This window comes from Amycolatopsis sp. NPDC051758, from assembly GCF_044453095.1.
GTDB lineage: Bacteria > Actinomycetota > Actinomycetes > Mycobacteriales > Pseudonocardiaceae > Amycolatopsis.
In genome coordinates, this window is sequence record NZ_JBITCJ010000011.1 from 316257 (window position 1) to 336263 (window position 20007).

The window sequence follows — 20007 nt, forward strand, 5'->3', positions numbered from 1 at the left end:
CTCCGTTCGTCCCACACTGTGCGACGAGCTGCGACGAACCGGTCACCGGACCTAACTTTGATCGTCCTGCTCCGCCCACCCAAGCCTGGAGTACTGGTGGCGACGACCGAATCACCGGCCGGTGACAAGAAGTTCCTCGAATTCCCCACCTCCTGCGCCGCGCCCGCGCCGCGGCCGGAAGACCCCGTCCGCGTTGTCCCGCTGGCCGTCGCCGGCGTGCTCGCGGCCGGCCTGACCTGGTACGTCTGGGCGGGCTACGGCGCCAAGTTCGGCGTCCTCCTGCTGCTCGGCCTGGGCCTCGGGCTCGCGCTGTTCCACTCGCGGTTCGGCTTCACCTCGGCGTGGCGGCAGCTGATCGCCGTCGGCAACGGCCTGGGCCTGCGCGCCCACACCCTCCTGCTCGGCACCGCCGCGACGCTGATCGCGCTGATCGCCGGCACCGGCGCCGGGCTGTTCGGCAGCAAACCGGCGCCGACGGCGAGCCCGCTCGGGCTCGCCCTGTTCGTCGGCGCGACGCTCTTCGCGATCGGCATGCAGCTCGGCGGCGCGTGCGCGTCCGGCACGCTGTTCGCGGTCGGCTCTGGCCAGTCGACGATCGTGCTGACGCTCGGCGGGTTCATCACCGGGTCGGTGCTCTACACCTGGGCCTACCCGGCGCTGAGCGGCTGGCCGGAGTTCAAGGGTGTGCTGCTCTCCGAGCACGTCGGCTGGTTCGGCTCGTGGGCGATCACGATCGCCGTGCTCGCCGCGATCGTCCTGGTCACCCGCGGGGTGCAGCGCCGCCGCACCCCGCCGCCGGTGGACGTCGTGCCGACCGCACACGGCTTCGCGCGGATCTTCCGCGGCTCGTGGCCGATGCTCGTCGGCGCGCTCGTGCTGGGCGTGCTCGCCGGCGCGGTGTTCCTGGTCTCCGGCGGGATCTGGGGCGTCACCAGCGCGTTCTCGTTGTGGGGAGCCAAGATCCTGCAGGTGTTCGGGCTGCACCCGGAGACGTGGGAGTTCTGGCAGCAGAAGTCCAACGCGACGTCGCTGGCCAACCCGATCTGGAAGGACAAGAACAGCCTCACCGACATCGGGATCATGATCGGCGCGGCGGTGGCCGCCGCGGCCGCGGGCGCGTGGAAGATCCACAGCTCGATCCCGTGGCGCACGGCCGTCGCGGCGATCCTCGGCGGGATCATGATGGGTGTCGGCGCGCGCATGGCGGGCGGCTGCAACATCGGCGCGTACCTCGGCGGCATCTCCACCGGCAGCCTGCACGGCTGGCTGTGGGGCGTGTTCGCGCTCGGCGGCACCTGGATCGGGCTGAAGCTGCGGCCGCTGTTCGGGCTCGCGAACCCGGTGCCGACCGACAGCATCTGCTGACCGCGAAACCCGGCGGAAATTGTCGGTGTCCCCCAGTACCCTCTCGGACGAAACCACTAACTGGGGGACTTCTTCCTGATGTCAACGGAAAGTACGGCTGCCGCGCCGAAGGGTGACGCGCTCGACGCGGGAGTGCTGAAGGTCGCGTCCGTGGTGGTGCTGGGGGCCATCATGGCGATCCTCGACACCACCGTCGTCAACGTCGCGCTGCAGAAGCTGACGCTCGAGTTCTCGACGTCGTTCGACGTCATCCAATGGGTCGCGACGGGGTACCTGCTCGCGCTCGCCACGGTGATCCCGATCACGGGCTGGGCGTCGGACCGGTTCGGCACCAAGCGGCTCTACATGGTCGCGATCGTGCTGTTCCTGGCCGGTTCGATGCTCGCGGGCTCGGCGTGGAACATCGAAACACTGATCCTGTTCCGCGTCCTGCAGGGCTTCGGCGGCGGCATGCTGATGCCGTGCGGCATGACGATCCTGACCCGCACGGCGGGCCCGCAGCGGCTCGGCCGGGTGATGGCGGTGCTGGGCGTGCCGATGCTGCTCGGCCCGATCGGCGGCCCGATCCTCGGCGGCTGGCTGGTCGACGCGGTGAGCTGGCGCTGGATCTTCTTCATCAACGTGCCGATCGGCGTCATCACGCTGCTGCTGGCGTGGCGGCTGCTGCCGAAGGACGAGCCGGAAGCGGCTTCTCGCTTCGACTTCGTGGGCATGCTGATGGTGTCGCCGGGGCTCGCGGCGCTGATCTTCGGCGTGTCCAAGATCCCGTCCGCGGGCGGGGTCGGCGCCGTCGAGGTGTGGCTGCCGGCGCTCGGCGGGCTGGCGCTGCTGGTCGCGTTCGTGGTGCGCGCGCTCCGGGTGTCGAACCCGTTGGTGGACCTCCGGTTGTTCAAGAACCGGTCGTTCACCGTGGCGATGGTGACGATGTCGCTGTTCTTCGTCGCGTTCCTCGGCGGGATGATGCTGCTGCCGACGTACTTCCTGCTGGTGCGCGGCGAAACGACGCTGAACGCCGGGCTCCTGCTGGCCCCGCAGGGCTTCGGCGCGATGATCATGATGCCGATCACCGGCCGCCTGGTCGACAAGATCGGCGCGCGCCGCATCGTGCTGCCGGGCATGGTGCTGCTGGTCGGCTCGATGGCGATGCTGACCCAGGTCACCGCGACCACGCCGTACTGGGTCCTGCTGTCGGCGCTGTTCGTGATGGGTCTGGGCATGGGCTGCACGATGATGCCGATCACGACGTCCGCGCTGCAGACGTTGCAGCCGAAGGACATGGCCCGCGCCTCCACGGCGACCAACATCGTCCAGCAGACCGCGGGCGCGATCGGTTCGGCGGTGATGGCAACGATCCTGGCGGCCCTGCTGGCCGGCAAGTTCGGCGTCCCGACGGCCCAAGGCCAACTGGCGGCAACGGCGGCGATCCTGAACCCCGAGTCGCACGCCGCGGCAACGGGCTTGGCGGCGGACGCCTTCTCGACGACGTTCGTGTGGTCCCTGGTGCTGGTGGCGCTGTGCGTGATCCCGGCGCTGTTCCTGCCGAAGTCCCGCCCAGCGGTCCCGGCCTCGGCGGACGGCGACGAGGTCACCCCGCCGATGATGGTCCACTAGCCGAAGCGCCCAAATGGGGTTGCTTCATCGTGGTTGTGGCTGGTCAGGGCATCGGCGGTGGGCTGGTTGGGTGTGGTGGCAGGAAGGTGCTGCCGGGACCGGCGTGGTGACCTGGGCATAAGTGAAGCCCTCGGCAAGATCGAGATGTGAGTCAACAACCCGCCGAGGGCTTCGACCCCATTTCCTACCAGGTCACCTGCCGCTGTCCCGGCAGACCCTGCTGGTGGTCGCCGAGCTAATCCGTACCCGACGTCGGCAGATGCGGTCCCGCTGGCGCAAAGCCAACCCCGCAGGACAGGCGCTGGTGGTGCTGGCCGTGCTGCGTCACGACCCGCGCCTGGCCGACGTCGGCGGTGGTCAGGGGGTGTCGGCTTCCACGGTGCGGCGCTGGGTGCTGGAAGTCATCGCTCTGCTCGCTGCCCGAGCCGCCCGGTTGGGGCGGGTTCTGCGGAAGCTGGCTGCCCGGGGCGCGGCGGTGGTGCTGGTGGACGGGACTTTGATCCGGACCCGCCGCCGCACCGGGAAGTCCAACCGGGCCAATTACAGCGGCAAACACAAACACCACGGCCTGGTGATGCTCGGGCTGACCGACGAGAACGGCCGGTTGTTGTGGATCTCGGCGGCGCTGCCCGGCAAGACCGCCGACATCACCGCGACTCGCCGGCTCGGCATCCGTGACCGGCTCCACGCCCGCGGTCTGACCCCGGCCGGTGACAAGGGTTTCCATGGCTGGCATGCCGATGTCCGTGGCGTCCGGGGCTGCGGGACTTGTGGTGGGGTGTGTGAGCAGATTGTGCTCACGCCGTAAATGGCTGAGGCTCGTCGGCCGTTGACGAAGGGGCAGCGGCGGGCGAATGCGGTGTTTTCGGCGATGCGGTGCGCGGTGGAGGGCGGCTTCGCCGCCCTGAAAGCCTGGCGGGTGCTGGACAAACTCCGCCTCGACCCGCGTCACGCGACCATGTTGGTGCGGGCTCTGCTCGTGTTGACCAGCACGAGCCGACCGTCCGCGACACAGCCCGGCAGGCCACGACCTGACCGTTAGCATGCCTGGTCAACCCGGTCTGACCAGCGCAAACCACGATGAAGCAACCCCAATGTGGCGTTGGTTGCGTCCAACGCCACATTGGGGCGCATGGGTCCGGGTCAGGAAAGGCGCTCCAGGATCATCGCCATGCCCTGGCCACCGCCGACGCACATCGTCTCGAGGCCGAACTGCTTGTCGTGGTGCTGCAGCGAGTTGATCAGCGTGGACGTGATGCGCGCGCCCGTCATGCCGAACGGGTGGCCGACCGCGATCGCGCCGCCGTTGACGTTGAGGCGGTCCAGTTCGATGCCGAGGTCGCGGTAGGACGGGATCACCTGCGCCGCGAAGGCTTCGTTGATCTCGACCAGGTCGATGTCGCCGATCGACAGCCCCGCGCGTGAAAGCGCCTGCTTGGACGCCTCGACCGGGCCGTAACCCATGATCTCCGGCGAGAGGCCGGTGACGCCGGTCGAGACGATCCGGGCCAGCGGTGTCAGGCCCAGCTCGCGCGCCTTGACGTCCGACATGACGACCAGCGCCGCCGCGCCGTCGTTGAGCGCGCAGCAGTTGCCCGCCGTGACGCGGCCGTCGGGGCGGAACACCGGCTTGAGCCCGGCCACGCCCTCCAGCGTCACGCCCGCGCGGGGCCCGTCGTCCTTCGAGACGACCGTGCCGTCCGCCAGCGTGACCGGCGTGATGTCCTTGGCCCAGAAGCCGTCCGCGATGGCCTTCTCGGCCAGGTTCTGCGAGCGGACGCCGAACTCGTCCATCTCCTCGCGCGTGACGCCCTTCTGCCGCGCCAGGTTCTCCGCGGTCTGGCCCATCGCGATGTAGACGTCGGGGACGTCCCCGGAAGTACGCGGGTCGGTCCAGCTGTCGGTGCCCGACTCGGCGGTCGCCGCGGTGCGCTTCTCGGCGTCGGCGAACAGCGGGTTGTGCGTGTCGGGCCAGGAGTCCGAGCTGCCCTTCGCGAACCGTGAGACGGTCTCGACGCCGGCCGAGATGAACACGTCACCCTCGCCGGCCTTGATCGCGTGGAAGGCCATCCGGGTGGTCTGCAAGCTGGACGAGCAGTAACGCGTGATGGTGCAGCCGGGCAGGTGGTCGTAACCGAGCTCGACGGCGACCGCGCGGCCCATGTTGAACCCGGACTCGCCGCCCGGCAGGCCGCAGCCCAGCATCAGGTCGTCGATGTCGGTGGGGTCCAGCTGCGGCACCTTGGCCAGTGCCGCCTGGATCATCTGCACGGTCAGGTCGTCGGGCCGCATGCTGACCAGCGAGCCCTTCCCGGCGCGGCCGATCGGCGAGCGAGCGGTGGAGACGATGACGGCTTCAGGCATGACGTGACACATCCTCGTATCGCGAGCTAAGCGGTTGCTCACATAGTGCCGTCTCGCGGGCCCGGGAGAAAGCCGAAGGCGGTGTGAGCTTCTCCGGAGGCTGGCAGGATCACCCCGGTGGGGAACCGGCTGGAGCGAGTGCTGCGGACCAGGACCATCCTGCTGTGGGGCGCCGGGCTGCTGGTCGTGGCCGGGGTTGCCGCCACGCTGCTGCTGACTCTTCTGGGTGGCGGACGGCCGCAGGACGTCGCCCGGCTGGACGCGCTGCGGACGGCCGCCAACATCGTCGTCGGCACCGGGGGCGCCGCCGCGCTGCTGCTCGCCGCGCGCCGGCAGCGGTCGGCCGAGCTGGACCTCGCGCAGAAGGACCACGACGCCACCGAACGCCGGATCACCGAGATCTACGGCAAGGCCGCCGACCAGCTGGGCAGCGACAAGGCCCCGGTCCGCCTCGCCGGGCTGTACTCCCTCGAGCGGCTGGCCGGCGGGTACCCCGAGCACCGGCAGACCATCGTCAACGTCCTCTGCGCCTACCTGCGGATGCCCTTCAAGCACAATGCGAAGAACGCCGAGGAGCTGCAGGTCCGCAAGACCGCGCAGCGCATCCTGATGCTGCACCTGCGCCCCGGCCCCGCGGACCGGCCGAGCGGGGACTTCTGGCCGGACGTCGACCTCGACTTCTCCGGGGCGACGCTCGTCGGGCTGAACCTCACCCACTGTTCGATCCGGTCGATCGTGTGCTTCGAAACCCGGTTTCTCGAACTCGCTTCCTTCCGCGGCACCGAATTCCGCACCAAAGCGGATTTCAACCAAGCGCACTTCGCCGACCGCGTCGATTTCCGCGGAACTGTTTTCGGTGGTGATCGCGACAGCTTCAACGGCGCCGTTTTCGCAGGTCCGGCCGATTTCGGTACGAAGTCCGCCGCCCGGCTCGCCGGTGCCGAGGCGCAAGACGGCTTCCGGCGGACCTGGCCGCAAGACTGGGAAGAACGCCCGGTCGCCGACCGGGCGGGGCGATCACAATTGACACGAAAGGCCGATCCGGGGCAACCGGAAGGCCGATAGGATCGTCGCAGCAATACAAGGTCGCCATTCCTGACGCAGGAGGTGAACTGGCGATGGTCATCGGACGGCACGCTTGTGCGCCTCCCTCTTCTCCTCGGATGGGCTGCCCTGCCGCGATCGGCGCCGGGCGGACCCTCCGGGACGGGATGACGGCTCAGCGCACCGCGGCCCTCGGGCCGGATCCGGCGTAGACGAGCGGCTTGGTGGCCGCCGGCGGTCTCCTCCGGGCGGTCCGACCTCGCGAACGCTGCCCGGCGTCACCGACGCGCACCCGGAGGCCCCCCGGAAGCCGGCCGGCCACGAGTGGACAAGGCCACCGGTCGGCCGTTTAGGCTGGCGGGCGTGGAGTACGCAGAGCACATCGCAGACCTCGTGGGCAACACCCCGCTGGTCAAGCTGAACTCGTTGACCAAGGGGCTCAAGCCGCTCGTGCTGGCCAAGGTCGAGTACCTGAACCCGGGTGGCTCGGTCAAGGACCGGATCGCGCTGCGCATGATCGAGGCGGCCGAACGCTCCGGTGAGCTGCGCCCCGGCGGCACGATCGTGGAGCCGACGTCCGGCAACACCGGCGTCGGGCTGGCCATGGTCGCCCAGCGCAAGGGCTACCAGTGCGTCTTCGTCTGCCCGGACAAAGTGAGCGAAGACAAGCGCAACGTGCTGAAGGCGTACGGCGCCCGCGTCGTGGTGTGCCCGACCGCGGTCGCGCCCGAGCACCCGGACTCCTACTACAACGTCTCCGACCGCCTGGTCCGCGAGATCGAGGGCGCCTGGAAGCCCAACCAGTACGCCAACGAGCAGAACCCCGAGAGCCACTACCTCTCCACCGGCCCCGAGTTGTGGAAGCAGACGGACGGGAAGATCACCCACTTCGTCGCCGGCGTGGGCACCGGCGGCACCATCTCCGGCACCGGCAAGTACCTCAAGGAGGTCAGCGACGGCGCCGTGCAGGTGGTCGGCGCCGACCCGGAGGGCTCGGTCTACTCCGGCGGCAGCGGCCGCCCGTACCTGGTCGAGGGCGTCGGCGAGGACTTCTGGCCGGACACCTACGACCGGAACATCGCCGACGAGATCATCCCGGTCTCCGACGCCGACTCGTTCCAGGTCACCCGCCGGCTCGCGCTCGAGGAGGGCCTGCTGGTCGGCGGCTCCTGCGGGATGGCCGTCGCGGCCGCGCTGAAGCTCGCCGAGCGGCTCACCGAGGACGACGTCGTGGTCGTGCTGCTGCCGGACGGCGGCCGCGGTTACCTGACGAAGGTGTTCAACGACACCTGGATGTCCTCCTACGGCTTCCTGCCGCCCGACTCCTCCGGCGCGACGGTCGCCGACGTGCTCACGAAGAAGAGCGGCTCGCTGCCCAACCTCGTGCACTCGCACCCCAACGAGACGGTCGCCGAGGCCATCGCGATCCTGGCCGAGTTCGGCGTCAGCCAGATGCCCGTGGTCAGCGCGGAGCCGCCGGTGATGGCGGCCGAGGTCGTCGGCGCGGTCAACGAGCGTGACCTCCTCGAAGCGCTGTTCACCGGCAAGGCGCAGCTCGCCGACCGGCTCGACCGGCACATGTCGCCGCCGCTGCCGACGATCGGTGGTGGTGAGCAGGTGAGCGCCGCGATGACGGCGCTCGAGGGCGCCGACGGCGCGCTGGTGCTGGTCGACGGCAAGCCGGCCGGCGTGGTCACCCGGCACGACCTCCTGGGCTTCCTGGCCGGCCGCTGAACAGCAGCTGAGAAAGGTCTTAATCGGCTCACCCGGCAGGGGCGTTACGAGCGCCCTGCCGGGTGATCCGATAGCGTGGGCGCAAATAGAACACTTTCGCGTCCTCGTCAAGGGGGTTCAAGACCCACATGAGTGCACCGCAGCCACCGAACCAGCCGTGGGGTGGCGGCCAGCCACCTCAGGGCCCACCGAGTGGCGCCCAGCCGCAGCAGGACCCGTTCGGCAGCCCGGAGCCGACCCAGGTCGTCCAGCCACAGGGCGGTTCCCCGTTCGGGGAGACGCCGGAGCCGACCCAGGTCGTCCAGCCCGTCCAGCCGGGCGAGGGCGGGGCGGGCGCGACCCAGGCGATGCCGTACGACGCGAACGCGACCCAGATGGTGAACCCGGCCGGCGGCGGCGACGCCCCGGTCGCGGACTCCACCCAGCTGGTCCCGCCGGGTTCCCAGCCGCCGGCCATCCCGTACACCCCGCCGCCGAGCGCGGCCGACAACCCGGCCGCGGCGTTCGGCCAGCAGCCGGGCGGCTTCGGCCAGCAGCAGGGCGGGTTCGGTCAGCAGCAGGGCGGGTTCGGTCAGCCGGGCCAGCCCGGTCAGCCGGGCGGGTTCGGCCAACAGCCGGGCCAGCCGGGTGGCTTCGGCCAGCCGCCGCAGGGCTTCGGCGGTCCCGGGTTCGGTGGCCCCCAGCAGCCCGGTTTCGGGGGCCAGCCGCCGCAGTTCGGCGGGGCGCCGGGCGGCGGCAACGGCATGTTCGGCTACATCGCCGGCGGCATCGTCGCGGTGCTCGGGCTGATCGCGCTGATCATCTCGTTCGGCTACATGGGCGACGCGAGCGACTACTCGAAGATCTTCGACCTGGCCCCGAGCCAGGAGGCGATCGACAAGGCGCTCGACGACGCCGGGATCATCGGCCCGGGCGCGGTCTGGTTCTACGTGATCATGATCCTGGTGGCCTCGCTGATCTCCCTCGCCGGCGGTGTCGGCCTGGCGTTCGCGAGCAAGCTGGGCGGGATCAAGAAGTTCGTCCCGATCGTGGTCGTCGCGGGTGGTGCGCTGCTCACGCTCTTCGCGCTGCTGCTCAAGATCGGGTTGACGCCGAACGCCGACACGCTCGCCCAGGCCTCCGCGTCGCAGAAGGACACGTTCGGTATCGGTCTGCCGCCGCTGATCCTGGGTGTGCTCATCCTCATCGTCGGTGTCCTCGGGTTCGTCCCGGCCACCCAGCAGTTCGTCGGCCTCGGTGGCGGCGGCGCCGCGCCGGGCGGGCCGCAGGGCTTCGGTGGACCGCCGAACCAGGGCGGTTTTGGTGGCCCGCAGCAGTCGGGCGGCTTCGGCCAGCCGGGGCAGCCCGGTCAGCCGGGCCAGCCGGGCGGGTTCGGGCAGCAGCCGGGTGGTTACGGCCAGCCGGGGCAGCCGCCGCAGGGTTACGGCCCGCCTCCGGGTTACGGCCAGCCGGGCGGGCCCAACCCGTCCAGCGGCGGGTTCCCGCAGCCGTCGAGCGGGGGCTTCCCGCAGCCGGGTCAGCCGCAGCAGCCGGGTGGTTACGGCCAGCCGGGCCAGCCGCCGCAGGGTTACCCGCAGCAGCCGGGTCAGCCGCCGCAGGGCTGGGGCCAGCCGCCGCAGCAGCCGGGCGGCTACGGCCAGCCGGGCCAGCCTGGTCAGCCCGGTCAGCCGCCGCAGCAGCAGTGGTGAACTAGTACACCTTTCTCTCGTGCCCCGGAGTCGATTCGACTCCGGGGCACGCTGCGTTTACGGCCGAATACACAATTGTCCATTTCGGACAATTGATGGGCCGTTCGGTCGCCGGAACGCGCGACACGAATTCTGGCGCTACCGCACACAAATGATCTTGGGTTCCGCTGTTCGGCCGAATTCGGTTCCGTTTCCGGACTGCTTCCCCCCTTTCGGGTTAGGGTGAACGGGTTCGTCCTGTGCTCTTGATGGGGGAGTTGTGACCGGTCCGCAGGGATACCCGGTAACTTATTCGCATTCGTATTCGCCGGCTCGGCCATCCGGAGTAACGGCACTTCTCGCCGGTGTGCTCGGACTCCCGGCCGCGGCCGCCGCGGGATATGTGCCGGTCAGGATCTTTCTCGACATGCCCGCCGAATTCAGCCTCGGCGCACTGCCCGGTCTGGTGCTGGCGGACCTCGCCGCATACCTCGTCGCCGGGCTCGTCCTGCTCCTCGGTTCCTTGGCGACGTTCTTCCGCGCGACCGCGGGCGCAGTGCTCCTCGGCGTCGGCGCGTTGCTGGCCATCGGCGCGCTGCTGACCGAGCCGCTGTCCGTGGGCGTCCCGCTGGCCCGCTTCGCCGACGCGATGTTCACCCACGGCGGGGTCGCGATGATCGACCGCGTCGGCCTCGCCGCCCTCTCGGTGCTGGTCCTGGTGCTGGCGTTCGTGCCGCCGACGTTCCGCTACCTGCGCTATCGCACCCCGTTGCTGCCCGCGCTGTCCGGTCAGGGCGCGTACCCGTCCCGGGGCTGGTGAGCGCACCCCTATCCTCGGCCGGTGCCTCCCTTCACCACGTCCACCGAAGGCCGCACGGCCCTCGCCACCGCGGTGCTCGCGCTGCTCGGCGGACTGCTGTACCTGGCCGGGCTCGTCCTGGACGTCGTCACGCTGGTCCGCTTCCCGGACGACGCCGGCCGCGCGGGTGTCCACGCGGCCGTCAACGCGGTGCTCGCGTCGACGCTGCTGCCGGGTGGTGTCCTGCTGCTGCGCCGGCAGCCGGCCGGCCGGATCGGCTGCATCGCCGGGAGTGCGGCGGCGCTGCTGGCGACGGTGACGTCCTTGGTCCTCGCGGCCACCGGCCTCGCCTTCGTGGACCTCGGCGGCCCCGGCGACCTGGCTGCGGGCGGGCTGGCCGCGCTGGCTGTCGTGCTGCCTCCGGCCGTGGTCACGCTGGTGCTGGCCGTGTCGACGCCCGCCGCGCGGTGGTGCGTTTCTGAGATCCATCCCACTTGACGGGAATTCAAGCGGCGGGCCGTACGCTGAAGCAATGGTGGACGACTACTCAGCACTGGGTTTCGAGACTCGCGCGATCCACGTGGGTCAGAAGCCCGACCCCCGCACCGGCGCGGTGACCGTGCCGATCTACCAGACTTCCACCTACGCGCAGGACGGCGTGGGCGGCACCCGCGAGGGCGACTACGAGTACTCGCGCACCGCGAACCCGACCCGCACGGCGCTGGAGGAGGCGCTGGCCTCCGTCGAAGGCGGCCGGCACGCGCTCGCCTTCGCGTCCGGCATGGCGGCGTCCGACGTGGTGCTGCGCAGCACCCTGCGCCCGGGTGACCACCTCGTGCTCGGCAACGACGCGTACGGCGGCACGTTCCGCCTGATCGACAAGGTGCTCAGCCTGTGGGGCGTCGAGCACACCGTCGCCGACCTCGGGAACCTCGACGAGGTGCGCGCCGCGATCCGGCCGGAGACGAAGCTGATCTGGTGCGAGTCGCCGACCAACCCGATGCTCGGCATCGCCGACCTCGCCGCGCTGGCCGGTCTCGCGCACAACGCCGGCGCCCGCCTGGTGGTCGACAACACCTTCGCGACGCCGTACCTGCAGAACCCGCTCTCGCTGGGCGCGGACATCGTGCTGCACTCGACGAGCAAGTACCTCGGCGGCCACGCGGACGTCGTCGGCGGCGCGGTCGTCACCAACGAGGACGAGCTTCGCGAGCAGCTGTTCTACCTGCGCAACGCCGCGGGCGCGGTGCCCGGGCCGTTCGACGCCTGGCTGACCCTGCGCGGCCTCAAGACGCTCGCCCTGCGCATGGAGCGGCACAGCGACAACGCCGAGCTCATCGTGCAGGCGCTGGTCAAGCACCCCAAGGTGGCGAAGGTCTACTACCCGGGCCTGCCGGAGCACCCCGGGCACGAGATCGCGGCGAAGCAGATGCGCCGCTTCGGCGGGATGGTCTCGTTCAGCCACGCGGACGGCGAGCAGGCGGCGCTCGAGGTCGTGTCCCGCACGAAGCTGTTCATCCTCGCCGAGTCGCTCGGCGGTGTCGAGTCGCTGCTGGAGCACCCGGGCCGGATGACCCACCTGAGCACGGCGGGCTCGACGCTGCAGGTTCCGGCGGACTTGATCCGTCTCTCGGCGGGCATCGAAGACGGCCGCGACCTGGTCGAGGACCTGCTGCAGGCCCTGGGCTGAGCCCCGGACAAAGCAAAACGGCGCCGGAACTGCTCCGGCGCCGTTTTTTGTGCTCGGGATCAGGGGTTGTAGTTGCCGTGCACCGCGCCGCCGGTCTTCGGGGTGCCCGCGGCCGGCAGGTTCGCGCCGTCGACGCAGCCGCCGACCAGCTCGACGTGGCTGTCGTGGCGGATGTACTGGGCCGGGGCGCCGCAGCTCGCGCTGTCCACGGTGATGAACGCCGCGCCGGTGAGCGCGGCGGCGGAAGCCAGGCCGATCACCAGGGGGAGCAGGCCGGCCGACCGGGTGGCGCGCGCCCGCCGGGCGGTGTTCGCGTCGTTCCCCCGTGCCATGGTTGCTCCCTGTTTACCGCGTGTTGACACGGCCCAGGGTACCCGGCTCCCGGTCCGATCAACCTGTGGATCTCCTGAGTGGCATCATCCGGGCCATGGAACTCGTCACCATCGAGCGGATCCAGGCCGCCCGCGAACTCCTCAAAGGAGTCACGCGGGTGACGCCGATGGAGCACGCGCGCGACCTGCGCCGGCTCCACGGCGGCCCGGTGCACCTGAAGTGCGAAAACCTGCAGCGCACCGGCTCGTTCAAGATCCGCGGCGCCTACACCCGGATCCACGGCCTCAGTGCCGCCGAACGCGAGCGCGGGGTCGTCGCGGCCAGTGCCGGCAACCACGCGCAGGGGGTCGCGCTGGCGTCGTCGCTGCTCGGCGCCAAGTCCACCGTCTTCATGCCGCTGCGGGCTCCGCTGCCGAAGCTGGCCGCGACGCGCGGTTACGGCGCCGACGTCCACCTCCACGGCGCGCTGCTCGAGGAGACCCTCGCCGCGGCGATCGAGTTCGGCGAGCGGACCGGCGCGGTGTTCATCCACCCCTTCGACCACCCGGACGTCATCGCCGGCCAGGGCACGGTCGGCCTCGAGATCCTGGAGCAGCTGCCGGGCGTGAAGACCATCCTGGTCGCCACCGGCGGCGGCGGGCTGGCCGGCGGGCTCGCGTCCGCGGTGAAGGCCCTGCGCCCGGACGTCCGCGTGGTCGGCGTCCAGGCCGAGGAGGCCGCGGCGTACCCGCCGTCGCTGGCCGCGGGCGCGCCGGTGCGGCTGAGCTCGACCTCGACGATGGCCGACGGGATCGCCGTCGGCGAGCCGGGCCTGGTGAGCTTCGCCCACGTCGAAGCGCTGGTCGACGACGTCGTGACGGTGTCCGAGCAGTCCCTCTCGCGGGCCGTGCTGCTCTGCCTGGAGCGCCGGAAGCTGGTGGTCGAGCCGGCCGGCGCGGCGGCGGTCGCGGCACTCATGCAGTACCCCGGCTACTTCGAACCGCCGGTGGTGGCGGTGCTGTCCGGCGGCAACGTCGACCCGGTGCTGCTCCTGCAGATCATCCAGCACGGCATGACCGCGGGCGGCCGCTACCTGCGGCTCCACCTGCGCGTCCCGGACCGCCCGGGCTCGCTGGTGGGTGTGCTGTCGTGCGTCAGCGGGCTCGGCGCGAACGTCCTCGACGTCGAGCATTCGCGGATCTCGGGCAGCCTCGACCTCGGTGAGGCCGACGTGGTGCTGGCGCTGGAAACCCGCGGCCCCGAGCACTGCAAAGAGGTCGAGTCCGCATTGACCGACGCGGGTTACACGGTCGTCTGAGGCCGTTCACCGGTGATGGCCGCGAGCGCCTGGTCCGTGGCCTCTTCGGTGACTTCCGACGGCGCGGTGAAGCGCCGGGCGCGGATGTGGGCGACCAGGTCCGGGTCCGGCGGCACGCCGTGTTCGCGCAGGTAGTACGCGACCGCGCCGGGCCAGGCCCAGGCGCCGTCCGTGCGGAAGTTCATCGGCACCGCGTCGTCGCGATCGGGCGCAAACGCGTCCGGGCCGTAACTGCGCGACGCCAGGATCACCGGCGCCGCGTCCAGGTACGCGAGCACCCGCTCGGCCTCGGCCGGGACGAGCGGCTGGCGCCGGATGAGCGGCTTGCCCGCCGCGTCCAGGCCGTCGTAGATCCGCGGGGTGCGCACCTCGCCGTCGGAGACGGGCGGGGTGAGCCCGGCCTTTTCCCGCAGCCAGGCCGGGATCTGCTCGTCGGCGCGCGGGAAGAACCGCAGCTCGTCCTGGAACCCCAGCGCCGGCGGCTGCTGCCGGAACGGCGGTTCGAGGTCCGGCCGCACGAAGTCGACGTCGGGTGGCTGCGCAGGGTCGAACACGCAGATCATGCCCAGCCAGGTGCCCCGGCCGGGCTGGTACATGCCCGACCGCAGCACGCCGAGCAGGCGCACCGCCTCCGGGTGCGGCTGCGCCGGCCGCGGCAGGCCGTCCGGCCCGGTCACCAGCAGGTCGGCCTCGACGTGCCGGCCGGCGGCGCGGTATTCGATCCGCAGCTGCCGCCAGCCCGGCGGCGCCTGCGAAGCGAGCGCGAGGCCGATCTGCCGGACGATCTCCTGCTGCTGGTCCGGGCGCAGCGGCCCCGGTGGCTGGCTCATGTCGCTCCCGAGGTCAGATGGTGATCTCGCCGACGCGGGAGCCCGCGAGCAGGTGGTGGGGCAGGTAGTCGGACTCGACGTCGAACGTCATCCCGGCGTCGCGGGCGAGGCAGGCGATGGCGAGCGGGGCCAGCGCGACGATGCTCGCGGGGTCCCGGGGCCGTTCGGGATCGGCCGTCCAGTACCGCCGGTGCAGCTCCAGCGCGGTGACGAGCGCGTCGCCGAACTTTCCGTCCTCCCGCTGCGTGAAGTGGTAGAACAACTCGATCGGCGGGAAGGACAGCTGGAGCACTGCCTCGGGGACGGACGCCTGCAGCGCTTCCGGCTCGGTGCCGCGCATGGCCGCCAGCACGGCCTCGATCAGGCCGTCCTCGCCCCGGACGTGGATCTGCAGCGCTCGCACCCAGTCGAAGACGAACTCGTCGTACTGCGGGCCCGACTCGCGCAGCAGGTCGACCGGCACGGCCGCCAGCAGCTCGAGCCGCGGCCGATCGCGCGCGATGATCGCCAGGTACGTCGCCTTGAGCCAGTTCAGTGCGTCGCTGTCGCGCGTCGGACCGGTGGCCGGCCGCCGGATCACGTCCTCGCCGAAGCGGAACTCGACCTCTTCGCCCTCAGGCCGGTTCGCGGTCACGAACAAGGCGCTTCCGCTCTGCACGGCCCGCGCGAACGCCAGCCACGTCTCGTTCTCGGCCGCCCGCGGATCGGCGCCGCACCGGTAGGCGAACTCGTCGTACGACCGTTCCAGCGCAAAACTGGGGCCGAGCTTGTCGGTTTCGATGTCTTCGCGTGCCTCGTGCCGGCGCGCGAAGAGCCGTTTCACCGCGCGTTCGGCATTCGGCGCGTCGAAGTCGTGCCGGTCGACTGTGGGCACTTTTCGTCACTCCCCACGATTCTTCGGTGGCCGGTCCGTCAGATCGAACTGTTTCAGGTTGTAGCCACCGTACACCGGATGTTTCTTGAACCCGCCGGGGTTGTCGGGGTCCGGGACCCGGTTGCCCGACGGGTCGAGTTCGAACTCGTCGCGCACTCGCGCCTTGGCGACGTAATAGTCGACATCGCCCTTCTTCATGGCCCGGCGGAGGTCTTCGGCGAGATTCTGTTCCGCTTCCGTCCCGTTCCGCGCCATGTTCTGGATGATGCTTTCCACGTACTTCGGATGACCCTGCTCGTAGCGCAGCTGGTCGCCGGCCGGACCCTGCCGGGTGCCGAGACCGGCATTCGGCCCCTTCGCCTCGACGACGACGATCTTGGGCTTCCCGTCCGGCCCGGTGACCTCGTAGATCTGGTCGAACCGCCCGGATCCCGGCTTGTCGCCGAGCCGGGTGTTGTCACCGTGGATGTCCGGGTCGGGCAGTTCCTTGATCTCGTGGGGCGGAGACGGGAACTGGTCCGCGACGGCGTCGCGCGCGGCGTGCTCACCGAGCTCTTCGCCGAGATCGGTCCGGTCGCGGTGCGCCTCGGAGCGCTCGCGCTCGATCTCGTTGGTGAGCGTGCCCTTTTCCTTGGCGTCCTGGTAGTCGCCCTCGGCTTCCCGCGCGCGCTGGTTCGCTTCGTGGCGCCGGTCGATCAGGTCCTGGGCTTCGTCCTTCTGGTGCTGGGTCGCGGGCTGCTCGACCTCGTTCTGCTTGTGGTAGGTCGCTTCTTCGAAGTCGTCGGACTTCGGTTCGATCCGCTGCCCCTCCGGCTTGGCCGGGTCTTCCTTGATCTTCGGGATGCGCTCGTCGGCGGCGTCGACCTGGTCGGCGTTCTTCCGCGAGTACTCGCCGTTCTTGTTCGGGCCGTCGTAGTACTTTTCGCGGTAGTCGGGGTCGTTGATCTTTTCCTTCATCGACGCCTTCGGCTCCCGGTCCGGGTGCTCGATGTCGACGGGCTCTTCGTCGATGTAGCGCTCGCCGCGGTGCTGCGCGCTGTCGGCGTCGACGTCGTGCGGGTCGCCGTGGTGGGTGTCCGGCGCGAAGCCGTCGTCGCCCGCGCGGTGCGTCGAACCGTCGGGGTGGTGGGTGTTCCACTCGCCGTCCGGCGGGATACGGGGGCGCATCTTCCCGTCCGGGCCGATTTCGTAGTCGGACGAGAAGACACGGCCGTGCGAGTCCGTCCACGCGGGCTTCGTCGGGGCCATCACCTCGGTGTCGAGCTCGCGCGACAGCCGGTGCGCGAAGTCGTTCGAGCTCGCGTCGCAGCCGATCAGGCGGACCGGCCGGCCGTCGTAGTCGGCGTTGCGGCGCAGGATGTCCGCGAACTCCTCGGGGGTGTAGAGGCGGTCGCCGATGCGGGCGTGGCCGTCCGGGGTGACGTGCACGTCGACGGTGTAGCGCCCGTCCGGGTCGGGCTGCACGCGGTGCGGCAGGTCGCCCATGTCCGGGTCGTTCGCGTGGTACGAACTGCCGGACGGCGTGCTTTCCGAGTGCCGCGCGTTGACCTCGTCCGGGGTCAGCGGCTCGTCGTGGTGGGGCGGGCCGCCGTCCGGGTCGTGGTGGCCGGGGCCGTTCTCGTGCGGGCCGTGCCCGTCGGGACCGTGCGGGCCGCCGGGGCCGGTGTGCCCGGGACCGCCCGGCCGGGTGCCGGGGGTGTGGCCGCCGGGCCGGGTGTCCGGGCCGTGCGTGCCGGGGCCGAAGCCGCGGGCGGCCGGCGCGGGGGCGTCCGGCGTGCGCGGCCGCGGGGTGTCCCCACCCGGGCGCGGCCGTCCTTCGGGCAGGTCACCGCCGGTGCGCGGGCGGCCGGGTGCGTCGACGTGCGGGGTGTGCGCCCCGGGACTGCCCGGGGTGCCGGTCCAGCCGGGACCGCCGCCGGTGCGCGGGGAACCGCCACCGAGCCCGCCACCACCGGGTGCCCCGCCGGGCGGCATGCCGCCCCCCATCGGCGCGCCACCCTGCGGCGGAACGCCGGACGCGGCGGCGCCGTCCCCGCCCCGCGGCGACGGGAACTGGGTGCCCGGGTCACCGGTGCGCGGCGCGGCCGGCGCGGTGCCGCTGGCAGAGGTGGTCCCATCGGCCCGCGGCGGCGCGGCACTGCTCGGCGAGTCCGAGCCGGCGTGCGAGCTGGGAGCATCGGACCGCGCGGCGGGCGACGAGCCGGAGTGCGTGGGCGAGGGGCTGGTGTCGCCGCCGCGAGTAGGGGAAGGGCTGCTGTCACCCGCGTGCGACGGCGAGTTGTCGCCTGCTCGGGTCGGCGTGCTGTCGCCTGTGTGCGAGGGAGTGCTGTCTCCGCCGCGGGTGGGCGAGGGGCTGTTGTCGCTGGCGTGGGAGGGCGAGTTGTCGCCCGCGCGGGTGGGGGAAGGACTGCTGTCGCCTGCATGGGAAGGCGAGTTGTCCCCAGCGCGGGTAGGCGAGGGGCTGCTGTCACCGGCGTGCGAAGGCGAGTTGTCGCCCGCACGGGTGGGGGAAGGACTGCTGTCGCCTGCATGGGAAGGCGAGTTGTCGCCTGCGCGGGTGGGAGAAGGACTGCCGTCGCCTGCATGGGAAGGCGAGTTGTCGCCCGCGCGGGTGGGCGAGGGGCTGTTGTCACCGGCGTGCGAGGGCGAGCTGTCGCCCGCGCGGGTTGGAGTGCTGTCTCCGCCGTGAGTGGGCGACGGGCTGCTGTCGCCCGCGTGCGACGGCGAGTTGTCCCCGGCGCGTGTCGGCGAAGGGCTCGAGTCGCCGGCGTGCGACGGCGAGCGAGTCGAAGACGGGCTGGAATCCCCGGCGTGCGAAGGAGAACTGTCGCCCGCGTGCGAGGGCGAGCCGTCTCCGGAGCGAGGCGTGCTGCCGTCGCCCGACCGCGCCGTCGAGGGACTGCCGTCGCCCGAGCGGGCCGTCGACGGGCTGCCGTCCCCGCCGGGCGAGCTGTCCCCGTCGCCCGAGTGCGCGGGTGAACCGTCCCCGTCCGGCGACCCGGACCCGTCCCGGCTCGAACTCCGGCGGGATCCGCCGTCGGGTGAGGAATCCGTGTTCATCGGGTCGGAACTGGGCGAGTCCGAGCCGGAATCCCCGCGGCCGCTCCCGGAATCACCCGAGTCGCCGGAAGAACCGCTGTCACCGCCGGAAGAACCGTCACCGTCCGGCGAACTGTCCCCGTCTCCGCCGCCGTGACCGCGGGCGTGGACACCACCGCCCTCACCCTTGGGGATCTTGCGGACGAAGCCGCCTTCCTTGACCTTCAGCCCGTCCAGGCCGCTGACCTTGCCCAGCACCTTGCCGAAAACCTTGGCGATCTTGCCGAACAGGTCCACGAGCTTGCCCAGCAGCGGCGACACCTTGCGGATGGTGTCGGTCAGCTTCTTGAGCAGCTCCCCGATCTTCTTGCCCCACTTGGCGATCGCGGCCATCGCCTGCGCCACCACGACCGGCGTGCCGAAGCCGAGGGAGAAAACCTCCTCCATCACCCACGCGATCAGCTTGCCGACCAGGTCCGCGATCAGCTGCCGCACGGTCTCGCGCACGAACGACACGACCTGGCCCATGATCATCGTGACCGTGCTGATCGCGCCGGCCACCGTCGCCGCGCCGGACAACGCGTCGCTGTGCTCGGCGGCGAACTTCCGGTACGCGTCGGCGCCCTGGCCGGTCCAGCCGGCGGTGCCGTTCTTGACCGCGTTGTCGAAGTCGGTCTTGCGCTCGCCCAGCGCCTTCGAGACGTTGCCCCACGTGTCGGCATAGGACTGGATCACCGGCGGGTTGCCCGCGACGGAGTCCAGCATGTCCTTCAACGGCTGGATGTGCTCCATCAGGAACGACGCCACCGACGACATCAGGTACCCGAACGGGTCGATCGCGGCGCCCGCGACCTCGCCGGCCAGGCTGAGCACGCCCAAGCCGCCGGAAACCCAGTCGCCGTCCTTGATCCCGTTGAACGCGTCCATCGACGACTCGGCGATGCCGATGCCGCCGGCCCAGCCGTAGTCGCCGTTGCCGGCGGTGAACGCACCCGGGCCGTCGGGGTCCTGCTTGGCGTCCGCGACGAGCGGATTCCCCTCCGGCATCACGCACCGCCCGCGGACTTGTTGAGATCGTCGGCGACGCCGGATTCGTACTTGTGGTAGGCCGCCGCGGCCTCGCGCACCTTGCCCGAGACGGCGGTCATCGCCTGCACGGCGTCCTTCAGCGCGTCGATCCCGTACTGCTCGACCGGGTCGAGCATCATCCGGAACGGCTGGCAGAGGATGCCGTACGCATCGGTCGGCATGCTGACCTGGTTCGCCGCGTCGACGGCCTGCTGCAGCCCGTCACCGATGGCGTCGAGCTGCTTCGCGTGCGCCGTCAGGTCGGTGCTGAGTTCCACATCCGTCATCGGTT

15 protein-coding genes and 1 pseudogene are annotated in these 20007 nt (G+C 71.1%); 10 read left to right on the plus strand and 6 right to left on the minus strand.

The window, feature by feature from the left end:
* Positions 1-96 precede the first annotated feature (96 nt).
* From ACIA5G_RS41460 to ACIA5G_RS41470, 3 genes and pseudogenes are all read left to right on the plus strand, one after another.
* On the plus strand, positions 97-1365 hold the full coding sequence (locus ACIA5G_RS41460; protein ID WP_395933611.1) for a YeeE/YedE family protein: 1269 nt from the start codon (positions 97-99) through the stop codon (positions 1363-1365).
* A 78-nt stretch (positions 1366-1443) separates the two neighbouring features.
* Complete coding sequence (locus ACIA5G_RS41465; RefSeq protein ID WP_395933613.1) at positions 1444-2976, plus strand: DHA2 family efflux MFS transporter permease subunit; 1533 nt, start codon at positions 1444-1446, stop codon at positions 2974-2976.
* A gap of 478 nt (positions 2977-3454) precedes the next feature.
* Positions 3455-4018 (plus strand): annotated as a pseudogene (locus ACIA5G_RS41470) (transposase family protein).
* 101 nt (positions 4019-4119) lie between these two features.
* Here the strand turns inward: ACIA5G_RS41470 and ACIA5G_RS41475 are convergent.
* Entirely contained in the window at positions 4120-5340 is a 1221-nt protein-coding gene (locus ACIA5G_RS41475; RefSeq protein ID WP_395933615.1) for an acetyl-CoA C-acetyltransferase, read from the minus strand.
* A gap of 117 nt (positions 5341-5457) precedes the next feature.
* Here ACIA5G_RS41475 and ACIA5G_RS41480 point away from each other — a divergent pair, with 117 nt between their 5' ends.
* The 6 genes from ACIA5G_RS41480 to ACIA5G_RS41505 all read left to right on the plus strand — a co-directional run bounded on the left by ACIA5G_RS41480 (position 5458) and on the right by ACIA5G_RS41505 (position 12274).
* On the plus strand, positions 5458-6405 hold the full coding sequence (locus tag ACIA5G_RS41480) for a pentapeptide repeat-containing protein (protein WP_395933617.1): 948 nt from the start codon (positions 5458-5460) through the stop codon (positions 6403-6405).
* A gap of 342 nt (positions 6406-6747) precedes the next feature.
* Positions 6748-8118 (plus strand): cystathionine beta-synthase, encoded by a 1371-nt coding sequence (locus ACIA5G_RS41485; RefSeq protein ID WP_395933619.1) that lies wholly within the window; start codon positions 6748-6750, stop codon positions 8116-8118.
* A gap of 128 nt (positions 8119-8246) precedes the next feature.
* Positions 8247-9806, plus strand: a complete 1560-nt coding sequence (locus tag ACIA5G_RS41490) for a hypothetical protein (protein ID WP_395933621.1) — start codon at positions 8247-8249, stop codon at positions 9804-9806.
* Between the two features lie 406 nt (positions 9807-10212).
* Positions 10213-10605: a hypothetical protein gene (locus ACIA5G_RS41495; RefSeq protein ID WP_395933623.1), complete on the plus strand. Its 393-nt coding sequence runs from the start codon at positions 10213-10215 to the stop codon at positions 10603-10605.
* Positions 10606-10626: 21 nt separating this feature from the next.
* A complete protein-coding gene (locus tag ACIA5G_RS41500; RefSeq protein WP_395933625.1) occupies positions 10627-11082 on the plus strand; it encodes a hypothetical protein in 456 nt (151 codons plus the stop codon).
* A 34-nt stretch (positions 11083-11116) separates the two neighbouring features.
* Positions 11117-12274 carry a cystathionine gamma-synthase gene (locus ACIA5G_RS41505; protein ID WP_395933627.1) on the plus strand — a complete coding sequence of 386 codons (1158 nt, stop codon included), beginning with the start codon at positions 11117-11119 and terminating at the stop codon, positions 12272-12274.
* A 59-nt stretch (positions 12275-12333) separates the two neighbouring features.
* Here ACIA5G_RS41505 and ACIA5G_RS41510 read toward each other — a convergent pair whose 3' ends face one another.
* The gene (locus tag ACIA5G_RS41510) at positions 12334-12606 is read right to left on the minus strand and encodes a hypothetical protein (protein ID WP_395933629.1); all 273 of its coding nucleotides are present in this window, start codon (positions 12604-12606) and stop codon (positions 12334-12336) included.
* Between the two features lie 95 nt (positions 12607-12701).
* Here ACIA5G_RS41510 and ilvA point away from each other — a divergent pair, with 95 nt between their 5' ends.
* Positions 12702-13904: a threonine ammonia-lyase gene (gene ilvA / locus ACIA5G_RS41515; protein ID WP_395933631.1), complete on the plus strand. Its 1203-nt coding sequence runs from the start codon at positions 12702-12704 to the stop codon at positions 13902-13904.
* Here the strand turns inward: ilvA and ACIA5G_RS41520 are convergent.
* The 4 genes from ACIA5G_RS41520 to ACIA5G_RS41535 are packed head-to-tail and all read right to left on the minus strand — an operon-like array spanning position 13889 to position 20002.
* Complete coding sequence (locus tag ACIA5G_RS41520; RefSeq protein ID WP_395933633.1) at positions 13889-14734, minus strand: ferredoxin; 846 nt, start codon at positions 14732-14734, stop codon at positions 13889-13891. The genes ilvA and ACIA5G_RS41520 overlap by 16 nt on opposite strands.
* Before the next feature lie 13 nt (positions 14735-14747).
* Complete coding sequence (locus ACIA5G_RS41525) at positions 14748-15608, minus strand: immunity 49 family protein (protein WP_395933635.1); 861 nt, start codon at positions 15606-15608, stop codon at positions 14748-14750.
* A gap of 6 nt (positions 15609-15614) precedes the next feature.
* Positions 15615-19694 carry a hypothetical protein gene (locus ACIA5G_RS41530; protein ID WP_395933637.1) on the minus strand — a complete coding sequence of 1360 codons (4080 nt, stop codon included), beginning with the start codon at positions 19692-19694 and terminating at the stop codon, positions 15615-15617.
* Complete coding sequence (locus ACIA5G_RS41535; RefSeq protein WP_395933639.1) at positions 19694-20002, minus strand: type VII secretion target; 309 nt, start codon at positions 20000-20002, stop codon at positions 19694-19696. The genes ACIA5G_RS41530 and ACIA5G_RS41535 overlap by 1 nt, the downstream gene beginning before the upstream one ends.
* Positions 20003-20007: the final 5 nt, after the last annotated feature.